15 protein-coding genes are annotated in these 16,417 nt (G+C 43.9%); 11 read left to right on the top strand and 4 right to left on the bottom strand.

What is annotated here, in order from left to right; genetic code table 11:
- Nucleotides 1-11 precede the first annotated feature (11 nt).
- Nucleotides 12-890 carry a dTDP-4-dehydrorhamnose reductase family protein gene (locus N477_RS13055; RefSeq protein WP_063360884.1) on the top strand — a complete coding sequence of 293 codons (879 nt, stop codon included), beginning with the start codon at nucleotides 12-14 and terminating at the stop codon, nucleotides 888-890.
- Between the two features lie 23 nt (nucleotides 891-913).
- Nucleotides 914-2,059, top strand: a complete 1,146-nt coding sequence (locus tag N477_RS13050; RefSeq protein WP_063360883.1) for a retropepsin-like aspartic protease family protein — start codon at nucleotides 914-916, stop codon at nucleotides 2,057-2,059.
- Between the two features lie 25 nt (nucleotides 2,060-2,084).
- Here N477_RS13050 and N477_RS13045 read toward each other — a convergent pair whose 3' ends face one another.
- Together N477_RS13045 and N477_RS13040 are read right to left on the bottom strand one after the other, a co-directional pair.
- Nucleotides 2,085-2,864 (bottom strand): hypothetical protein, encoded by a 780-nt coding sequence (locus N477_RS13045; protein WP_063360882.1) that lies wholly within the window; start codon nucleotides 2,862-2,864, stop codon nucleotides 2,085-2,087.
- A gap of 190 nt (nucleotides 2,865-3,054) precedes the next feature.
- Nucleotides 3,055-3,360 (bottom strand): DUF6482 family protein, encoded by a 306-nt coding sequence (locus N477_RS13040; protein ID WP_063360881.1) that lies wholly within the window; start codon nucleotides 3,358-3,360, stop codon nucleotides 3,055-3,057.
- 113 nt (nucleotides 3,361-3,473) lie between these two features.
- On the opposite strand from N477_RS13040, the gene N477_RS13035 reads away from it, so the two are divergent.
- Nucleotides 3,474-4,190 carry a pseudouridine synthase gene (locus tag N477_RS13035; protein ID WP_063360880.1) on the top strand — a complete coding sequence of 239 codons (717 nt, stop codon included), beginning with the start codon at nucleotides 3,474-3,476 and terminating at the stop codon, nucleotides 4,188-4,190.
- 3 nt (nucleotides 4,191-4,193) lie between these two features.
- Here the strand turns inward: N477_RS13035 and N477_RS13030 are convergent, their stop codons facing one another.
- On the bottom strand, nucleotides 4,194-4,577 hold the full coding sequence (locus N477_RS13030; protein ID WP_063360879.1) for an MAPEG family protein: 384 nt from the start codon (nucleotides 4,575-4,577) through the stop codon (nucleotides 4,194-4,196).
- A 300-nt stretch (nucleotides 4,578-4,877) separates the two neighbouring features.
- Here N477_RS13030 and N477_RS13025 point away from each other — a divergent pair, with 300 nt between their 5' ends.
- Together N477_RS13025 and N477_RS13020 are read left to right on the top strand one after the other, a co-directional pair.
- Nucleotides 4,878-5,759 carry a DMT family transporter gene (locus tag N477_RS13025; RefSeq protein ID WP_063360878.1) on the top strand — a complete coding sequence of 294 codons (882 nt, stop codon included), beginning with the start codon at nucleotides 4,878-4,880 and terminating at the stop codon, nucleotides 5,757-5,759.
- Nucleotides 5,760-5,869: 110 nt separating this feature from the next.
- On the top strand, nucleotides 5,870-6,928 hold the full coding sequence (locus tag N477_RS13020) for a GGDEF domain-containing protein (protein WP_063360877.1): 1,059 nt from the start codon (nucleotides 5,870-5,872) through the stop codon (nucleotides 6,926-6,928).
- 24 nt (nucleotides 6,929-6,952) lie between these two features.
- Here the strand turns inward: N477_RS13020 and N477_RS13015 are convergent, their stop codons facing one another.
- The gene (locus N477_RS13015; RefSeq protein WP_063360876.1) at nucleotides 6,953-9,250 is read right to left on the bottom strand and encodes a penicillin acylase family protein; all 2,298 of its coding nucleotides are present in this window, start codon (nucleotides 9,248-9,250) and stop codon (nucleotides 6,953-6,955) included.
- A gap of 216 nt (nucleotides 9,251-9,466) precedes the next feature.
- On the opposite strand from N477_RS13015, the gene N477_RS13010 reads away from it, so the two are divergent.
- The 6 genes from N477_RS13010 to folX all read left to right on the top strand — a co-directional run bounded on the left by N477_RS13010 (nucleotide 9,467) and on the right by folX (nucleotide 16,401).
- Complete coding sequence (locus tag N477_RS13010; protein ID WP_063360875.1) at nucleotides 9,467-12,796, top strand: ATP-binding protein; 3,330 nt, start codon at nucleotides 9,467-9,469, stop codon at nucleotides 12,794-12,796.
- 99 nt (nucleotides 12,797-12,895) lie between these two features.
- Nucleotides 12,896-13,513 (top strand): YceH family protein, encoded by a 618-nt coding sequence (locus N477_RS13005; RefSeq protein ID WP_063360874.1) that lies wholly within the window; start codon nucleotides 12,896-12,898, stop codon nucleotides 13,511-13,513.
- A gap of 78 nt (nucleotides 13,514-13,591) precedes the next feature.
- Nucleotides 13,592-14,431, top strand: coding sequence for an ammonia-dependent NAD(+) synthetase (gene nadE / locus N477_RS13000; RefSeq protein WP_063360873.1), 840 nt, complete (start codon nucleotides 13,592-13,594; stop codon nucleotides 14,429-14,431).
- A gap of 252 nt (nucleotides 14,432-14,683) precedes the next feature.
- Entirely contained in the window at nucleotides 14,684-15,391 is a 708-nt protein-coding gene (gene folM / locus N477_RS12995) for a dihydromonapterin reductase (RefSeq protein ID WP_063360872.1), read from the top strand.
- Nucleotides 15,392-15,449: 58 nt separating this feature from the next.
- Nucleotides 15,450-16,007: a GTP cyclohydrolase I FolE gene (gene folE / locus N477_RS12990; RefSeq protein ID WP_063360871.1), complete on the top strand. Its 558-nt coding sequence runs from the start codon at nucleotides 15,450-15,452 to the stop codon at nucleotides 16,005-16,007.
- A 19-nt stretch (nucleotides 16,008-16,026) separates the two neighbouring features.
- On the top strand, nucleotides 16,027-16,401 hold the full coding sequence (gene folX / locus N477_RS12985; protein WP_063360915.1) for a dihydroneopterin triphosphate 2'-epimerase: 375 nt from the start codon (nucleotides 16,027-16,029) through the stop codon (nucleotides 16,399-16,401).
- Nucleotides 16,402-16,417: the final 16 nt, after the last annotated feature.

Raw genomic sequence — 16,417 nt, 5'->3', positions numbered from 1 at the left:
ATGAGAAAACAATGAATAAAATTGTCGTTACAGGCGCTACTGGATTACTCGGACGCGCACTAGTTAAAATACTGTCCCAATCAAATAACGTTATTGGCACAGGGTTTAGTAGAGCTAAGCCTCCCATCGAGCAACTTGATTTACATGACCAAGCAGCCATAACCACATTTTTAGATACTCATCAGCCTAATGTTTTGGTGCATGCAGCTGCAGAGCGTAAACCCGACATTTGTGAAAATGATCATCAAGCTACGATAGCGTTAAACGTTCAAGCTGCAGAGTTTTTAGCACGCCAGTGTAAGGACCGAGACATTCAATTTGTGCTGATCAGCACTGATTATGTATTTAATGGACAGTCAGCGCCGTATAATGAAAACGCCCAGAGATCGCCCGTGAATTTTTATGGCCAAAGTAAAGCACAGGCAGAGCAAGCTGTTTTGGCCGTGAGCCCACAACATACCATTGTAAGAGTACCTGTTTTATATGGTGATGTAGAATACTTAGCCGAGTCAGCGGTCACCGCCATTGCTGAGCAAGTACTGAAAAATCACAACAGTGCACATGACGACTGGGCGGTGCGTTTTCCGACACATGTAGAGGATATTGCCCTGACTCTGAACAATTTACTCGCTCAAACACGTGATAAGCACAGCGGGATTTTTCATATCTCAGGAAATCAATCAATGACCAAATACGATATGGCCGTTCATATCGCCAAGGTATTAGATATTGATACGAACGGGTTAGAAGCACTGCCTGAGCCTTCACAAACGGCAGCAAGACCCTATAACTGCGCACTGCAAGATACACGGTTGAATACCATGGGCATTATACATCAACGTGATTTTGCCACGGCACTCGCCAAAGTGCTCAGTCAGCATACAAGTTAATTACTTCAAAGGAGCACATGGTTATGCGGTATTTACTTCAACTTTTACTGATGTGCTCTATATCCCTCAATGTCTATTTGGAGTGGCAGCGCCCAGAGTCTGTTTTAAAGAGACTTTTACGTACTGATAATAAGGCGCCCCACACAATATTGGCCATGAATGACGCCTCGATGACCGCGCCTTCAACCAGTGCAGTATCAACAGCAATTAATCCATTAGCTTTAGCCAAACAACACTTTAATCGCGGTGACATATTGACCGCCATTGCACTTTGGGAAAACACGCCGAATCCACTCTCGCACATACAACAGGTGCATGTTTGGCTGAGGCGATTAGGAGAAGGGCTAGATCGTCAAAGTACTCAGCAGCGGTCTGATATCTTGTTATTTGTACAACGAATTTTAGCTTTAAAGCCCAACGACTTTATCGCTTTGCAGTTAGAAGCCGATGTTTATCTTGCTCTTGATGAGCACAACGAAGCCATATATAGATACCTCAAATTACTCCACCTTTACCCTGAATATACACAACTGCAAGATATTCTCACGCAATTAATTGCACAGCAGCTAAAGCAACTTAAAACACAAAGCAATTGGCATGAAATCATTGACCAAGGCCAGATATGGCTCAGTGAACAGCCCAACAATATGGTTATTGTTGCAGCCATCGTTGAAGCGCATCTGGCGCTTAACAATACCGTAGAAGCAGAGCTATTACTCGCGCAACTGAGTACTCAGCAGTTACAGCACCAAGCCATTGCAAAGCTTAAATCTAGACTTGATTACGCGACGCAACAAGTTGAGCGCATTCCACTCGCACGCCACGGTGAACATTATGTATTAAATGCTAAAATTGCAGGTCAAGATATTGCATTAATGATAGATACTGGTGCGAGTGTCACCGCCTTAACCGCAGCACAATTTGAACAGCTCGCCTATGATGTTGATTATATCAATTCAAGGCGTGTCAGCACTGCTAACGGCATTACAGAAGTCCCCTTTTACCAGAGCTCGGGTATCCAGATTGGCACCAAACAAAAAACCCCATTCGAATTTGGTGTGATGGAACAATCACATTATGGGCCTGGGTTATTAGGGATGAATTTTTTGCGCCATTTTGAGTTTGAGATAGATCAGCACAAAGCGGAGTTGATTTTAAAACCGAGGTAAGCGACTAAGAATAAAAACCGGAGAGCTAACTGGATAGCCGCTTATTCATAAAGGTCAGCTCAAGTGGTGCAGCTAAGCACGCCATCTCGGTAACCTGGTCCACTTCAACCCCATTGCTAGAGACATGTACAATATCAAAACAAGTCGACATGCGATCAATAAAGGCTTCAACTTGGCACGTACTATCAGGTAAAGGTGATAACTCAATCGTCACCACACTGAGCATATCTTGTAATGAAATAATATCCTCAAGCAAATGAGATTGCTCACAGCCCATCGTGATATTTAACATGGTCGCATTGTCATCTAGCGTGCCATAAACAGCAATCAAGGTTTCCAAACTAATGTCTAACTCATTGGTTTGATTGCTCACTCGACGACGCACTAAACGGGTATGACTGCTGTAGAAGGTATAAAGCAATACTTGATTGAGTATCGTCTGCGCATGCAGTTTGCTTTGCTTTAATTTGCCCATCAAAGCGCTGTGCAATGACTTCAAGCCACTGCCGAATGCTTCACTCAGCACAGATGATAAGCTCAGCTTATGATCGACCGCCACCACTTTACAGTCAGGGTTTAAGGCCTGAAACGCTCTATCGAAGCGCCAATTATCATTTACACCCAATGACAGTAACGTTTTCGTTTTTGAAATTGCACGAGCGGGGATCAGGTGACCACGTTCGTGTGGTTCACCTACTCGTACAAGATCACTACGCTGACTTAAATGCCGCTGTAATTTATTGATCTCCACAACAAGTAACACCAAGTTAACCCAAGTTACATTAAGTGTAACCCCAAAACGCATGATTGTTTTAATAAAGTGTGAAAAAAAATAAAAATGAAGTTATTTATAAAAATGAATGACGCGCACTTTAAAAATAAAAAACTTAATAGGCAATAACTTACAAAAAATAGATAAATATCAGTATTCAATATTATCGTATAGTTTTTATGTCGAAAATATGTAAAAAAGCACACATTGTTTCAACATTAACCTAATACAGCTTATTATCGCCGAAAGGGACTTCAAGCTGATTGCTGCCTTGTCTCAGCGGTTGACCAATCATTTCGTCATAGGCGCTTTGATGGCGTAATGTCATTGCCTTGTATGGTAAATGTTGAATTATCTTTTGCAGTGCTAACGGGTTGTGAGCCTTGATGGCATGTCCTTTGGCATCCACCACTACATATTCTGTGTCTCCCAAACACACCGTTAGTTGATACAGCGCCTGCTCGAGCGAATTAGCAACAAATTTATCTATCATGGGTTTATCTGCAAGCGCAGCGAGCGTGATTTTCATTTTTAGCCTCCAAATTAACCTTATACGTAAGATTTCATCGTCAGGTTTAGTGCCAATACATATGCCAATAATTTTGCTATCATGCCAGCCAGCCTTGTTACTAAAAAATGCCTATGAGCGAACCAATTAATCACCCTCCCATGCGCTTAGCTAAGTACCTCAGCCACTGTGGTGTCTGCTCAAGGCGTCAAGCATCGAGACTCATCGAGCAAGGCGTAGTGCAAGTCAATGGCCGCCCAGCCAATCATATTGATCACGTCACTGAGCAAGACGAAATACACGTCGAAGGCAAAAAAATTACAGGACTGGCACCTAAACTCCTGTTTATGTATCACAAACCTGTAGGCGTAGACTGCAAACTAAATGAGCAAGACCCTGCAAGTTTAGTGCATCACCTACCAAAGGGCGCACGTGTTTATCCGATAGGTCGATTAGACAAAGATAGCCGTGGCTTACTGCTGCTGACCAATGATGGAGAATTGTGTCATGCACTGATCCATCCGGACCAACATCAAGAGAAAGAATATAGAGTGACCGTTGATAGAGAAATTGATGAGAGTTTTTGCCAAAAAATGTCGCAAGGAGTGCCTGTAGATGGGCAGCTGACGTTACCCTGCTCAGTCAAGAAAGTCGCCAGCAAGACCTTTATCATCATTTTAAAACAAGGCCTCAATAGACAAATAAGAAAAATGGCAAAATACTGCGAACGTCGTGTTGTCGACCTACATCGAACTCGTATCGCTAACCTAACGCTTGACGCACACGCATTACCCGAGGGGCAATATCGTCAAATCGCCATCAGTGATTTGACCTTGCAAGCATCTCAGTGACAGTTACAAGCACATCACTATCATGGCAATAGGGCAAAGTATGCCAACTGTCCAACTCAGAGAACGCAGTAGATCCAAATCCGTCCAATAAAACACACAGTACAAACAGCGCGCAATAATATGCGCGATAGCCAAACTTTGAATTGCACTGCCTGTAGCCCCTGTAGAGAGGGTAACAGCAACAGCGACTCCAAACACAATTAAAGACTCAAAACAGTTATAATGTGCCGCCACAGCACGGGCACCCAATCCAGATAACTGACCTTGCTGAGCTCTGGGCTGCTTGTTGTCATAGCCACCCGCTTTATTGGCCGCAATGATAATCGGTACCTTAGCTACATACGGCAAAATCACCGCAATTAACACACACATAATAATGACTGCCATAGTCACTCCTGAAGTTTGAACTAGGTGCTATTTATTCTCGTTTTATCATCAAGTTGAAATACACATTAGGTCAGATAATGTACAGACATTTAGGCGGGAAATAAAGCCACTCCAATACACGTCAGTGGCTTTATGAGTAACATCGAACACAGTATAGGCAATTTGTAAAAATAGCACACTGCGACAGATTGTCGCAGTGTGCTCGTCCCCTGGTGATATGTTCAACATCACGAAAATTCATTATGATTCAGCACTATAAAATAGTAGTTTAATAAAAAACTCATTTATTCAAGGTTAATTATGGGGTGGATTTTATTTACCTGTCTTGCCGCTATGAGCCAAGCTTGGCGCAATGCGCTGCAAAGTAAGCTAAGCCAACATGCCAGCGTAAGTATGGTGACGCTTGCTCGATTTATCTTTGCTACCCCAATTGCAGGTTTGTATTTATATATCTTGTATTTATTTGAGCCCGCCCCCTCACTGTCCCCTTCACAACCGCTTATCATCTACATACTCGCGGCAAGCTTTATGCAAATCATTGCCACCGCATTAATGGTCATATTATTCAAACAAAAAAACTTTGCAATTGGCGCAGGGCTGGCAAAAAGTGAAGCATTAATGGCCGCGATATTAGGCATGCTATTTTTTGGTTCGGCACTGACATGGTTAGGCTGGATAGGCGTGCTTATCGGCGGCGCTGCCGTATTGCTACTCAGTGGGTTTAGCTTTAAACAGTTCAATCTCAAAACCGCCTGCCTCGGACTGTTATGTGGCACCTGTTTTGCGCTAACTTCGTTGTGGGTGAGAGAGGCTTCTCTTGCATCTGGGTTGCCATTTCCACATAGCGCAGGTTGGGTTTTACTCTGTGTCCTAAGCTGCCAAACACTTATTCTGTCACTATATACCAGTATTACAGAACCTGAGGCGTGGCAGACGCTTAAAACGCACCTTCCCATGGTGTTACTTATTAGCATAAGCAGCTGCATCGGCTCTATTGGTTGGTTTAGCGCAATGAGTCTTCAACATGTCGCCTATGTCAAAACACTGGGGCAAATTGAAGTCTTTTTTACCCTCTTGATTGCCGTATTTTGGCTCAAATCACCACCTAAAAAACGCGATACATTCGGTCTTTGCTTAATTGCTTTGGCAGCCATAATGGTGATGATGGGTGATATACTCTGAGGTAAAAATACCAAGACACAAGCCACAGTTGAGAGTCCACCAGCAACAATTGTCCAGCTGGTGATCCTTCTCCTATACTCAACTAATCATCAAAGATATATGAGCATGGTGTGGCAACACGTCAACATTACTTCAGTCAACCAGACAGCGTCGAACAAGTTAAAATTCGGCTCTTCAAACAGCTGGCTTACTATTGTTTAGGGCTCCATTGCTTACTATTGGTGTTGTTCTGGTACTGTGACATTCTGATATTAGCCGTGGTCAATATCGGCAGTGTTATCGCTTGGTCACTCGGCATCAAACTACTACATCAGAATAAGAGCCATCTGGCCTTGCGGCTATTTTGCGTGGAAGTCACGCTACACTCTATTTTTGTTTGCGCCACATTAGGCATGGACTATGGATTTCAGTATTACCTCTGGACAATCGCCAGCCTGATCTTACTCGATTACCAACTTAAGCTTAAAATCGCTTCAGCAATGGCTTTGATGCTTATTATCACCTTTGCACTTTTATTCGAGTTATTTGGCAAGGTGAATAGCCAATTTTTATTTAGCGAACTGGCGCCTTTCATCCATTTCATCAACGTGCTGATCTGTGCCATACCTAGTATTTACACCATTGGCCATATTCGTGAAGTGACCTTCTCCAACCGTTATCAGCTTGCACAACTGGCCGCCAAAGACCCTTTAACGAGTTTATTTAACCGTCGCTATGCTAAAGAGCTGATAAACAACGCACAAGAAAATTGTGTCAACACGTCACAACAATTAACCATCATCATGGCGGATATTGATCATTTTAAAAACATCAATGATAAATTTGGCCACGATATTGGTGATGATGTTTTGATTGAAGTTGCGCTAAAAATTAATAAATATACACAAGAGTCTGATATTGCAGTGCGCTGGGGAGGCGAGGAGTTCTTGCTGGTATTAGTTAACTGCGATTTACACCATGCACAAGAACGCGTGGAATGCCTGCGACGTGATATTGCGCAACATATATTTCATGCTCATGATTTACAGGTGACCATGAGCTTCGGCATAGCGCAGTGGTCCCCAGCTCTGCCATTTCGTATCGCCGTCAAGTTAGCCGATGATGCGCTTTATATGAGCAAAGCGCAGGGGCGAAATCGTACTACAAGCGCCCCATTAAAAGCCGTATGACAGAGCGCTTGAATGGGGCTTTTCTTATTTAGACAAGGTTATCGTATGCCTTATTTCACTGGGCAGTAACGGCGTCAATTCACCTTGTGCATAGGCATCAAAACCACTGCGATAATAAGGCGAAAGCGGGTGACCACTTTGACCCCCAGCCACTGTCATCACGGCATTATTTAAAAATCCAGGCTGCGCAATAAAGCGCTGTGATGCCCCAAAACGCTTTCCTTGCACTGCTGGCATAAAGCTATCGCCAAAACCTGGGACTGCAGGCATGTCTAAAAACCGACTTAAAAAAGGCATCTGCTGACTAAATGGATGTTGCACTGTAAGCATATTGACGTTACCCCATGTCCAGTTCGCCATATTACTGCCAAAACGTGCTGTCAGCTTTTGCTGCGAATGAGAAAAAGCAGCCTCAAGTAAATGCTGCCAATCTGCATGCTGTGCCAACCAGCTTGTTGGTTTAGACGCCAATAGCTGCCAAAGTGCGGGCTCAAAATACCGAGATAAGTGACTGAGCGTCTCATCTTGCGCATTTAAAGAGGACTCAATGGGGCTAAATACGGTGTCAATCACGCCCTTTCTAAAACGCTTCACCAAGGTGTAGCCTACTGAGTCACTGCATGCACAAGCTTGCCAATCAGCCAAGTAATCTAGGATTTGTTGTTGATCTGCTAAAGGGGCCTGAGAGTTTGTTAGGGTTTCAACCAGCAGTTCATGCCACGGCAGTAGAAAACGCGCTTCATTGTCTAACTGTAACTGATTAAAGCTGGCTTCACTAAATTGGCTATCAGCCAATAATCTATCGCGGATCTGTACCGCACGCGCGCCAAGTGCGTATCCCCCATCACCAAAACGACGGTGCTCCAGTGCCGACATAACACGTGAATTCGCCGTCCATAACTTACCATTATCAGGGTTAATCACTTGTGGCCGAACAAGTTCATTTTGCTGCCATAAGGGTAACTCAGCGCGATTAGCCGAGACCGCCAAATCACTCGGAAACACCCGCGATGGCAAGGCACCAATAGGACGCCACGCGGCATTGCCCTGCTTATCAACCACCATTAAGTTCTGTACTGGAATGCCAACATGCGGGGCGATATTCAGTGCTTGCACCACAGACTCTGCGGTTTCTAGCTGCAACAAATTTAAATTAACCGCATAAGGCTGATGCGCTACCCACTGCAGCGCATACTGCTTACCGTTAAACGCCTTAACGGGACCAAATCTACTGAGCGACAAAGTATAAGTATGCACTTGGCCATTTGGTAATTTAATCTCTTCATTTATGCTTTGCAGAGGCGCTTGCTCAGACAACTCTATCCAATCTGCGGTGTCTAGGTAACCATTAGTAAAACCCCAAGCAATTTTGTCATTACTGCCCACCACAATTGCGGGCACTCCAGGTAAGCTTACCCCAGTCACAGTAACTGGCTCGGCAGATTCAGTTTGATAGTTCAATTGGGCACGGTACCAGATTGAGGGCACATTGAGGCCAAGGTGCATATCATCAGATACCATGGCAGCCCCTGTTGACGTTAAGCTACCCATCACAGCCCAGTTATTACTGCCAAATAAAGGGGCTTCAGCAATGTGAGGGATCTGTTTAACAGACAAATTTTGCTTATCTAGGGTTGGAATAGGCACAGCAGGCATGGCGAGTAGACTACCATCTAGCGCAGCCTGATATTGACTCGGCTGCAATATGAAATCAACCATCTGCTGACCAAACTGCTCGGCAATATGGATTAAAGTTTTATCTCGTTTAAACGTGGCTGCCTGCAAGTCTAAATACATGCTAAAAATGACCAGCAATGAGTCAGCTGGCTGCCATGGACGCGGCTCAGTGCCCAACAGTAAATATTCAAAACTCAACATACCGGCTTGCGCTCGGCCTTCATTAACGCCCTGCGCATATACCTCGAGCAAGATACGCTCCGCCTTACTCATTGCTGCAATAATCTGCTCACTGCGCTGGCGAAATTGATGGAATCTCAGCGATTTATCAAGCTCGAGTGCGCCTTCCCCAAATAGCTCACTAAGCTCTCCTGCTGCATTTCGTCGCAACAAATCCATTTGAAAAAAGCGATCTTGACCATGGGCATACCCTAGAGTAAAAGCCGCATCTTGGCGGCTTTTTGCCGTGATCACGGCCTGCCCAATACCATCTCGACTCAACGTACTTGGCGCTGTTAGAGACTGACTTTTTGCATGCCCATCCAGCGCGGGCAAACTCAACGAGAGCACACCATAAATCATTGCAGTCACAGCGAGTACCCCTATCACCGCAATTGAAATACCTATCTTTAACCATTTCAGCATATACCTTCCTTTATTTGAGTGAGCGAGTACCTGCGCCCCTAAGCCATAGAGCAACTTGCCCCTCAGTTATAGCAAGTCAATGAAGCAGATTCAAAAACACGTCAACATCAATCAACCTATCATGCTTTTTTTGCAATTCATTTAAAGCACTTTGGTTTGGCGACTTTTTAGCAAGCCAACTATAGTTATCATATTCATGGAACCGACAGACCAGACATGCAATCAGAGAATGTTGTGCCGCCAAGGAAAGCTATCTTATCAAAGCTCGGAGTGCTCATACTGTTAACTGTGATCATTGCCACAGGATGGTATGTCGATCGAGTAAATTATAAACACCTCATTGAAGTTCAAAAAAACCGCACTTACGAGCAAGTGAATGTATATCGGACACGAATCGAAGGACAGTTGGCTGCCAATATTCAGCTCGTTCGGGGGCTTGCAATTGCATTGGGTAATGAACAAACCCTGACCCAAGAAAAATTTGCCAAGATCGCTGCACCTCTCTTTGAAACCGATGAGGTGTTACGCAATTTGGGCGCCGCCCCAGATATGATATTAAAATTCATCTATCCGCTAGAAGGGAATGAGAAAGCCCTTGGGTTAAACTATCGTACCCACCCCACCCAACGGATCGAGGCATTGCAAGCACAGCGAACCAGTGAGATTGTATTGGCAGGTCCACTAAAACTCTTGCAAGGTGGAGACGCCCTCATAGCGCGCGTACCTGTTTATGATGCTGATCGTCAATTTTGGGGGCTGCTTTCTGTAGTCATTGATATGCAAAAACTGTATCAAAATACGCAGCTCAGTGAACTTGAAGACAGCTATCAAATCGCCATACGCGGACAACATGCCCGTGGTACAAAGGGCGCCTATTTTTATGGTACAAGTGATATTCAGCAACTTAACCCATTAACCTTTGAAATTAACGTACCATCTGGCTCTTGGGTACTCTATGCAGCACCTCGGTTTGGCTGGTCTGGAGAAGAATCAGCCCTGTGGCCATTTCGTCTTGCATTACTCACTATTGTGATCATTTTTATGGTCGCCTTTGTCTTCTTTACACGACTATTAAAACAACTCGAAGATCAAGCAAATTCACTGACCAGTATGGGATCTTTGGCAGAAGTCGGTGCTTGGTCAGTCGAGCTCAGCAGCCATCATATTAACTGGTCTACCGTTACACAGCAGATTTTTAATGTACCACCTCATTACCAACCAACTTGGATGGGCAGTACCGAATTTTTCAAAGAAGGCGCCCAAAGAAAGCGTTTTCAAGACGCCATGAGCTTAGCAATCAAAAACGGGAAAAGCTTCCAAGGTGAATTTTTAATCGTCCCAAAAGACAGATCGCCTTGCTGGGTTCTGATCAAAGCTCAAACGAAAACATCCGGTCGTAAGACCCTTGAAGTGTTTGGCTCTATTCAAAATATTCATCAACGTAAAACCATGGAAGTTGAACACGAAAAGGTTGCTAAAAATAATGAATTATTGGCACAACTCAGCACACATGAAGCCATTTTAAATAGCCATATAGATCGTGCTCAAGAGCTTTGTATAGACACCATTTGCCAAGGCGTTGGGGCGACACGAGCCAGTATTTGGCTGTTTAATGACGAGCAAACCCATCTATATCCTGCTTGCTTTAGCAATACTAAAAAGGACAGCTTACAACACTATCCACCATGGCGCAGAACATCTCAGGCCGCTTTATTTAATGCTTTAATAAGTAGGCACACCATTGAAGCCTGGTCAGCCAAAAGCCATTCGGTCACGCGTGCGATCAATGAGCAATATTTATCCCCATTCGAGATCGATGCCATTGTATTTGTTCCTATTTTCTTTAAGGATACCTTGTACGGCGCATTAACCGCAGAGTTTAACACTGCTTATCCACAGTGGACGCAAAGTGACAAGCGATTTTTAAAAGCCATCGCAGCCATGCTCGCGAGCCTGTTTAGCAGTCAACAGCAACAGCAAGCACAACATCAAGCTGTGATAGAAAAAGAACTAGCCGAGCAATCAGCCAAAGTAAAGGCATCCTTTTTAGCCAGTATGAGTCATGAAATACGTACGCCGATGAACGGCATTTTAGGCATGCTTAATATTCTTAACAGCTCAAACTTAAATGACGGGCAAAAACGCCACGTCACGCTGGCGCAAAGCTCTGCAGAGTCTTTATTGACCATCATTAACGATATCCTCGATTTCTCTAAGATCGAAGCAGGGAAAATGTCGATTGACACTGTGCAATGCGATCTCATTCAAATTATCAGTGATTGTTTTGCTGCCTTTGCGCCGAAGGCCATTGATCAGCATACCGAGCTGTTCCTCGATAGTCGTAATATGCAGTATCAATTTGCCAATACAGATCCCCATCGCTTAAAGCAGATATTAAATAATTTGATCAGTAATGCCATTAAATTCACTGAAAACGGCAAGATAACCTTGACTTGCTACACTGAGCAAAGCAATCAAAATACGCGCCTTTGGTGCAGCATTGAAGATACCGGCATTGGGATCAGTAAGGCGCAGCTAGATAAAATATTTGATTCTTTCACACAAGCAGATCCCTCCACAACGCGTAAGTTTGGTGGCACGGGGCTTGGGCTCACCATTGCAAAACAGCTGTGCGAATTACTTGGTGGCGCTTTACATGCGTACAGCAAGCTCTCCGTGGGGAGTACCTTTACTTTTTATATTGAACTACAAGATGCGCAACCCATAAAAGCGATCGAAAGTACCAGTGATTACCTACTCATTATCGATCAACACCCACAAACTGAGCTAAGTGCCAGACATATGCTCAATGCATGGCGAGTTCCGACAGAGCATTTTTTAACCATCCCCGATGCGCTAGAGTTCTGCGAATCACAAAGTAACACCCATCCAGCACTCATAGTAACAGCCACAGTCCTCACACAGAGTTCCGAGTTGATTTCTCAAGCTTTATTCTCATTTATCAAAAAACATCAACTCCACTATGCTATTTTGTGCCATACCCCAGATGAATTAGCGGCACTGCCAAAAGTGCATGAATGCAACACAGTGCTTGCCCCATTAACCCCTGCAACCGCACTGGCACTGGTGCAAAAACAGCACACTGCACAGCAGGAAAGCCAAAACATACACTTAAATTGTTCGGTGTTACTCGTTGAAGACAATAAAATCAATCAAACCGTGGCACTGAGCTTACTTTCGAAAATTGGGATCAAAGCAGACTGCGCCGCCAATGGTCGTTTAGCCATTGAACACTTACAAAAGACAGAGCAACCTTACGATATCATTTTGATGGATTGCCAAATGCCTGAAATGGATGGATACACAGCCACACAGGTTATTCGTCAAGGTAAAGGGGGCACACATCATAAAGATACTGTCATCATTGCTCTCACTGCAAACGCGATGGAAGGTGATGAAGAGAAGTGCCTTGCCGCAGGCATGGATGCGTATTTAAGCAAGCCAATCGATTTTGATTTACTGACAAAATCACTTCAAGAGTGGACCAGCACAACTAGGAAAATATCCTTAAATAGCATAGAGTAAAGCTAATTTAATGGTCTGAGCTTTGCGTGCGTACATTCAGTTTGTCACAATTAAGCGCGGCCACGTTTCATATTACGATACGATTTGAAAAGGGAAACTATGAAGCTCACTACCATAGAACAGCGCTTAATTGGCTGCCTACTAGAAAAAGAAACCACCACACCTGATCAGTATCCACTATCATTGAATGCACTCACCAATGCATGCAATCAAAAGTCCAATCGAGAGCCGGTACTTTCGCTGACTGAATCAGAGGTATTAGATGGCTTAGAACAACTTAAAACGCAGCGCCTAGTAATGTGTGACGAGGCATTATCGGGACGTGTGACTAAATATACACACCGCTTTTGTAATACAGAATTCAGTAGCTTACAACTAGACGAGCAACAACGTGCCATTGTTTGCTTACTGTTGCTTCGCGGCCCACAAACACCAGGGGAGTTGCGAACCCGCAGTGGTCGCTTGGCTGAATTTAGCAATGTCAGTGAAGTTGAAACGGCACTCACTCAACTGCAAGAAAAAGAACTTGTGGTGAAACTAGAGCGTGAGCCTGGCAAACGCGAAAGTCGCTATCAACATTTATTTGGTGATGCACCAGAACCACAAACGTCAACACAGGGTGATATCAATAATCCAAATGAACTAAATACGTTGCTAGAGGAAATAAATCAGTTAAAAGCCGAGCTTAACGCCATAAAGCAACATCTTGGACTTTAACTAAAAACATCATTGCCCAGAGACTTGTGGATCAATTACACTATTTGTGAAGAAAATAAATAGGCCTGAGGATATTCAATGCGTGACGCAATAATTGCCGAAATGAAAGTTAAACCTAGCATCAACGTGACAGAAGAGATCACACGTCGCGTTCAGTTTATCAAGCAGCGTTTGCTATCTGCACACTGCACAAGCCTTGTTCTTGGGATCAGCGGTGGTGTTGACTCTTCAACTTGTGGTCGTCTTTGCCAACTAGCAGTTGATGAATTGAATCAAGCCCATCCTGATAAATCTTATCAGTTTATTGCAATGCGACTGCCTTACGGTGTACAAGCCGACGAGGATGAAGCGCAGCTAGCGATGGACTTTATACAACCTTCGAAGCGACTGACTGTCAATATCAAGCCAGCTGCAGATGCCATGCATGAGCAGGCTATGCAAGCGATGACTGACGCGGATCTGACGCTACCTCAGCAGACCCAAATTGATTTTGTTAAAGGTAACGTGAAAGCAAGACAACGTATGGTTGCACAATATGAGATTGCAGGTTTAAGCGCCGGTCTTGTAGTTGGCACGGACCACAGCGCAGAAAATATCACTGGGTTTTATACTAAATTTGGTGATGGAGCCTGTGATTTAGCACCGTTATTTGGTTTGTCAAAGCGCCAAGTGCGTGCACTTGCCGCACAATTGGGCGCACCTGCGCAGCTCGTCGATAAAGTACCTACTGCTGATTTAGAATGTGACCGACCAGGTCTGGCTGATGAAGATGCACTCGGATTGAGCTATGACAACATTGATGACTTCTTGGAAGGCCAGCCCGTTACACAAGAAGTTGAAGATAAGCTTGTTGCTATTTATCTGCGCACGCAGCACAAGCGACAACCTATTCCAACAGTGTATGATGAGCAAGCATAGGCACTGAATTTGTCTATAGATAGGGTGCACTTTGCACCCTTTTTTATTTTTGTATGGCAGAGCGCTCACTTTAACAAAAAAGTAACAAGGTGCTATGCAGTCAATGAAAACCCATGCTAAGTTAGTGATCACAAAGGCAACTCGTCCCGTATTAATTTGGCAAATGTGTCAGTGATGGTGCCATAAGCACAGCATATTCTGATTTTTTCACCAAGCTTATAGTCACAAGACACCACTTTTTAAGGAAACATAATGGCAGCCCCAATTTTAATTACAGGTGGAGCACAACGTATCGGGCTTGCACTTGCAAAGCACTTTATTTCTGCTGATATACCGCTGATTGTGACTTACCGTACACGACATAACAGTGTCGATGAGTTAGAGGCAAACGGTGTGACATGTATCCAAGTCGACTTCAATGAGCCAGATGCAATAGCGCAACTTGTAGAGAAAATAACAGAGCACACCAACGCATTACGTGCAGTCATTCACAATGCTTCAAGCTGGGACTGTGAAAAACTTAACCCTGATCATAATGCTTTGTTTGATAACATGATGCGTATTCATGCAAAAGTACCTTATTTGCTCAATATGGCCTTAGCACCTCTACTGCAAGCTTCAAATGAGGTCAGCGATATTGTCCACATCACAGACTACGTTGCAGAAAAAGGCAGCCCCAAGCACATAGCCTACGCTGCCAGCAAAGCCGCCTTAGACAACTTGAGCCGTTCATTTGCAGCAAAATATGCCCCAAACATTAAAGTCAATTCTGTCTCGCCATCGCTCATTATTTTTAATGAACATGATGATGAGGCCTATAAAGCAAAAACACTGCAAAAGTCTTTAATGGGTATTGAACCAGGATGCCAAGAAGTCATTGCGAGCATTGAGCTATTGCTCAATAGCAACTATATAACAGGTAGAACACTTGCCGTAGATGGTGGAAGACACCTCAAATAAGTTTAAGCGACGCGATAATTCGCTTGAACGCATCAGATAATGAATTGTGAGTCATATTATGCATGAAGATTTAAAAAACAGTTATAAAGAGATCATTAGCGCGGTAGGTGAGGATGTCGATCGCGAAGGCCTACTAGATACGCCCAAACGCGCTGCCAAAGCAATGGAGTATCTAACTCAAGGCTACCGACAAACACTGGATGAAATCACCAACAATGCCGTATTTTCATCTGATGCAGATGATATGGTCCTCATCCAAGATATCGAACTGTACTCAATGTGCGAGCATCACCTACTGCCTTTTGTGGGGCGTTGCCACATTGCTTACATTCCAAATGGTAAAGTGTTAGGCTTATCCAAGTTTGCTCGAATAGTAGACATGTTTGCTCGTCGTTTTCAGATCCAAGAGCAACTCACTCACCAAATTGCTAAAGCGGTTGAAGAAGTGACAGGCGCAAGAGGTGTGGGGGTCATTGTTGAAGCAAAACATATGTGTATGATGATGCGCGGTGTTGAGAAACAAAACTCGAAAATGCGTACTTCAGTCATGCTAGGTAACTTTAGAGAAGATGCAAAAACGCGTAACGAGTTTTTACAACTCGTAAAACACGGCTAGCTTGCAAGGATAGGCCATGATGCATAATGCAATTATCAATATAACTAACCTGAGACTACGTACTTTTATCGGATTTAACGAAGAAGAGCGTGAAAAGAAACAAGATGTTGTCATCAATATCGAAATACATTACCCAGCCGATACTGAGTGTGTGCAATTAGATGAAGTAGAACATGCGTTAAATTATAAAACGATCACCAAGTCAGTTATCAAGTTAGTAGAAAACGGGCACTTCTTATTATTAGAAAAACTCGTGGCCGATATCTTGGCACAATGCCATATTCACCCGGATGTTACGTTTGCACGCGTACGGGTAGATAAACCTCATGCATTGAGGTTTGCAGATTCCGTATCATTAACATTAGAGTGGCAAAAAAAGCGTAATATTGATTGATATTGGTAAAGCCTTA

The sequence above is a fragment of the Pseudoalteromonas luteoviolacea H33-S genome, assembly GCF_001625695.1.
Classification (GTDB): domain Bacteria; phylum Pseudomonadota; class Gammaproteobacteria; order Enterobacterales; family Alteromonadaceae; genus Pseudoalteromonas; species Pseudoalteromonas luteoviolacea_B.
The sequence above is the reverse complement of the archived record's forward strand: the minus strand, read 5'-3'. Positions and strand labels throughout refer to the sequence as shown.

Excerpts from the sequence above, each read along its gene's own strand:
- N477_RS13055 (WP_063360884.1), top strand. The coding sequence starts at position 12 with ATGAATAAAATTGTCGTTACAGGCGCTACTGGATTACTCGGACGCGCA.
- N477_RS13050 (WP_063360883.1), top strand. The coding sequence starts at position 914 with ATGCGGTATTTACTTCAACTTTTACTGATGTGCTCTATATCCCTCAAT.
- N477_RS13045 (WP_063360882.1), bottom strand. The coding sequence starts at position 2,864 with ATGCGTTTTGGGGTTACACTTAATGTAACTTGGGTTAACTTGGTGTTA.
- N477_RS13040 (WP_063360881.1), bottom strand. The coding sequence starts at position 3,360 with ATGAAAATCACGCTCGCTGCGCTTGCAGATAAACCCATGATAGATAAA.
- N477_RS13035 (WP_063360880.1), top strand. The coding sequence starts at position 3,474 with ATGAGCGAACCAATTAATCACCCTCCCATGCGCTTAGCTAAGTACCTC.
- N477_RS13030 (WP_063360879.1), bottom strand. The coding sequence starts at position 4,577 with ATGGCAGTCATTATTATGTGTGTGTTAATTGCGGTGATTTTGCCGTAT.
- N477_RS13025 (WP_063360878.1), top strand. The coding sequence starts at position 4,878 with ATGGGGTGGATTTTATTTACCTGTCTTGCCGCTATGAGCCAAGCTTGG.
- N477_RS13015 (WP_063360876.1), bottom strand. The coding sequence starts at position 9,250 with ATGCTGAAATGGTTAAAGATAGGTATTTCAATTGCGGTGATAGGGGTA.
- N477_RS13010 (WP_063360875.1), top strand. The coding sequence starts at position 9,467 with ATGCAATCAGAGAATGTTGTGCCGCCAAGGAAAGCTATCTTATCAAAG.
- N477_RS13005 (WP_063360874.1), top strand. The coding sequence starts at position 12,896 with ATGAAGCTCACTACCATAGAACAGCGCTTAATTGGCTGCCTACTAGAA.
- nadE (WP_063360873.1), top strand. The coding sequence starts at position 13,592 with ATGCGTGACGCAATAATTGCCGAAATGAAAGTTAAACCTAGCATCAAC.
- folM (WP_063360872.1), top strand. The coding sequence starts at position 14,684 with ATGGCAGCCCCAATTTTAATTACAGGTGGAGCACAACGTATCGGGCTT.
- folE (WP_063360871.1), top strand. The coding sequence starts at position 15,450 with ATGCATGAAGATTTAAAAAACAGTTATAAAGAGATCATTAGCGCGGTA.
- folX (WP_063360915.1), top strand. The coding sequence starts at position 16,027 with ATGCATAATGCAATTATCAATATAACTAACCTGAGACTACGTACTTTT.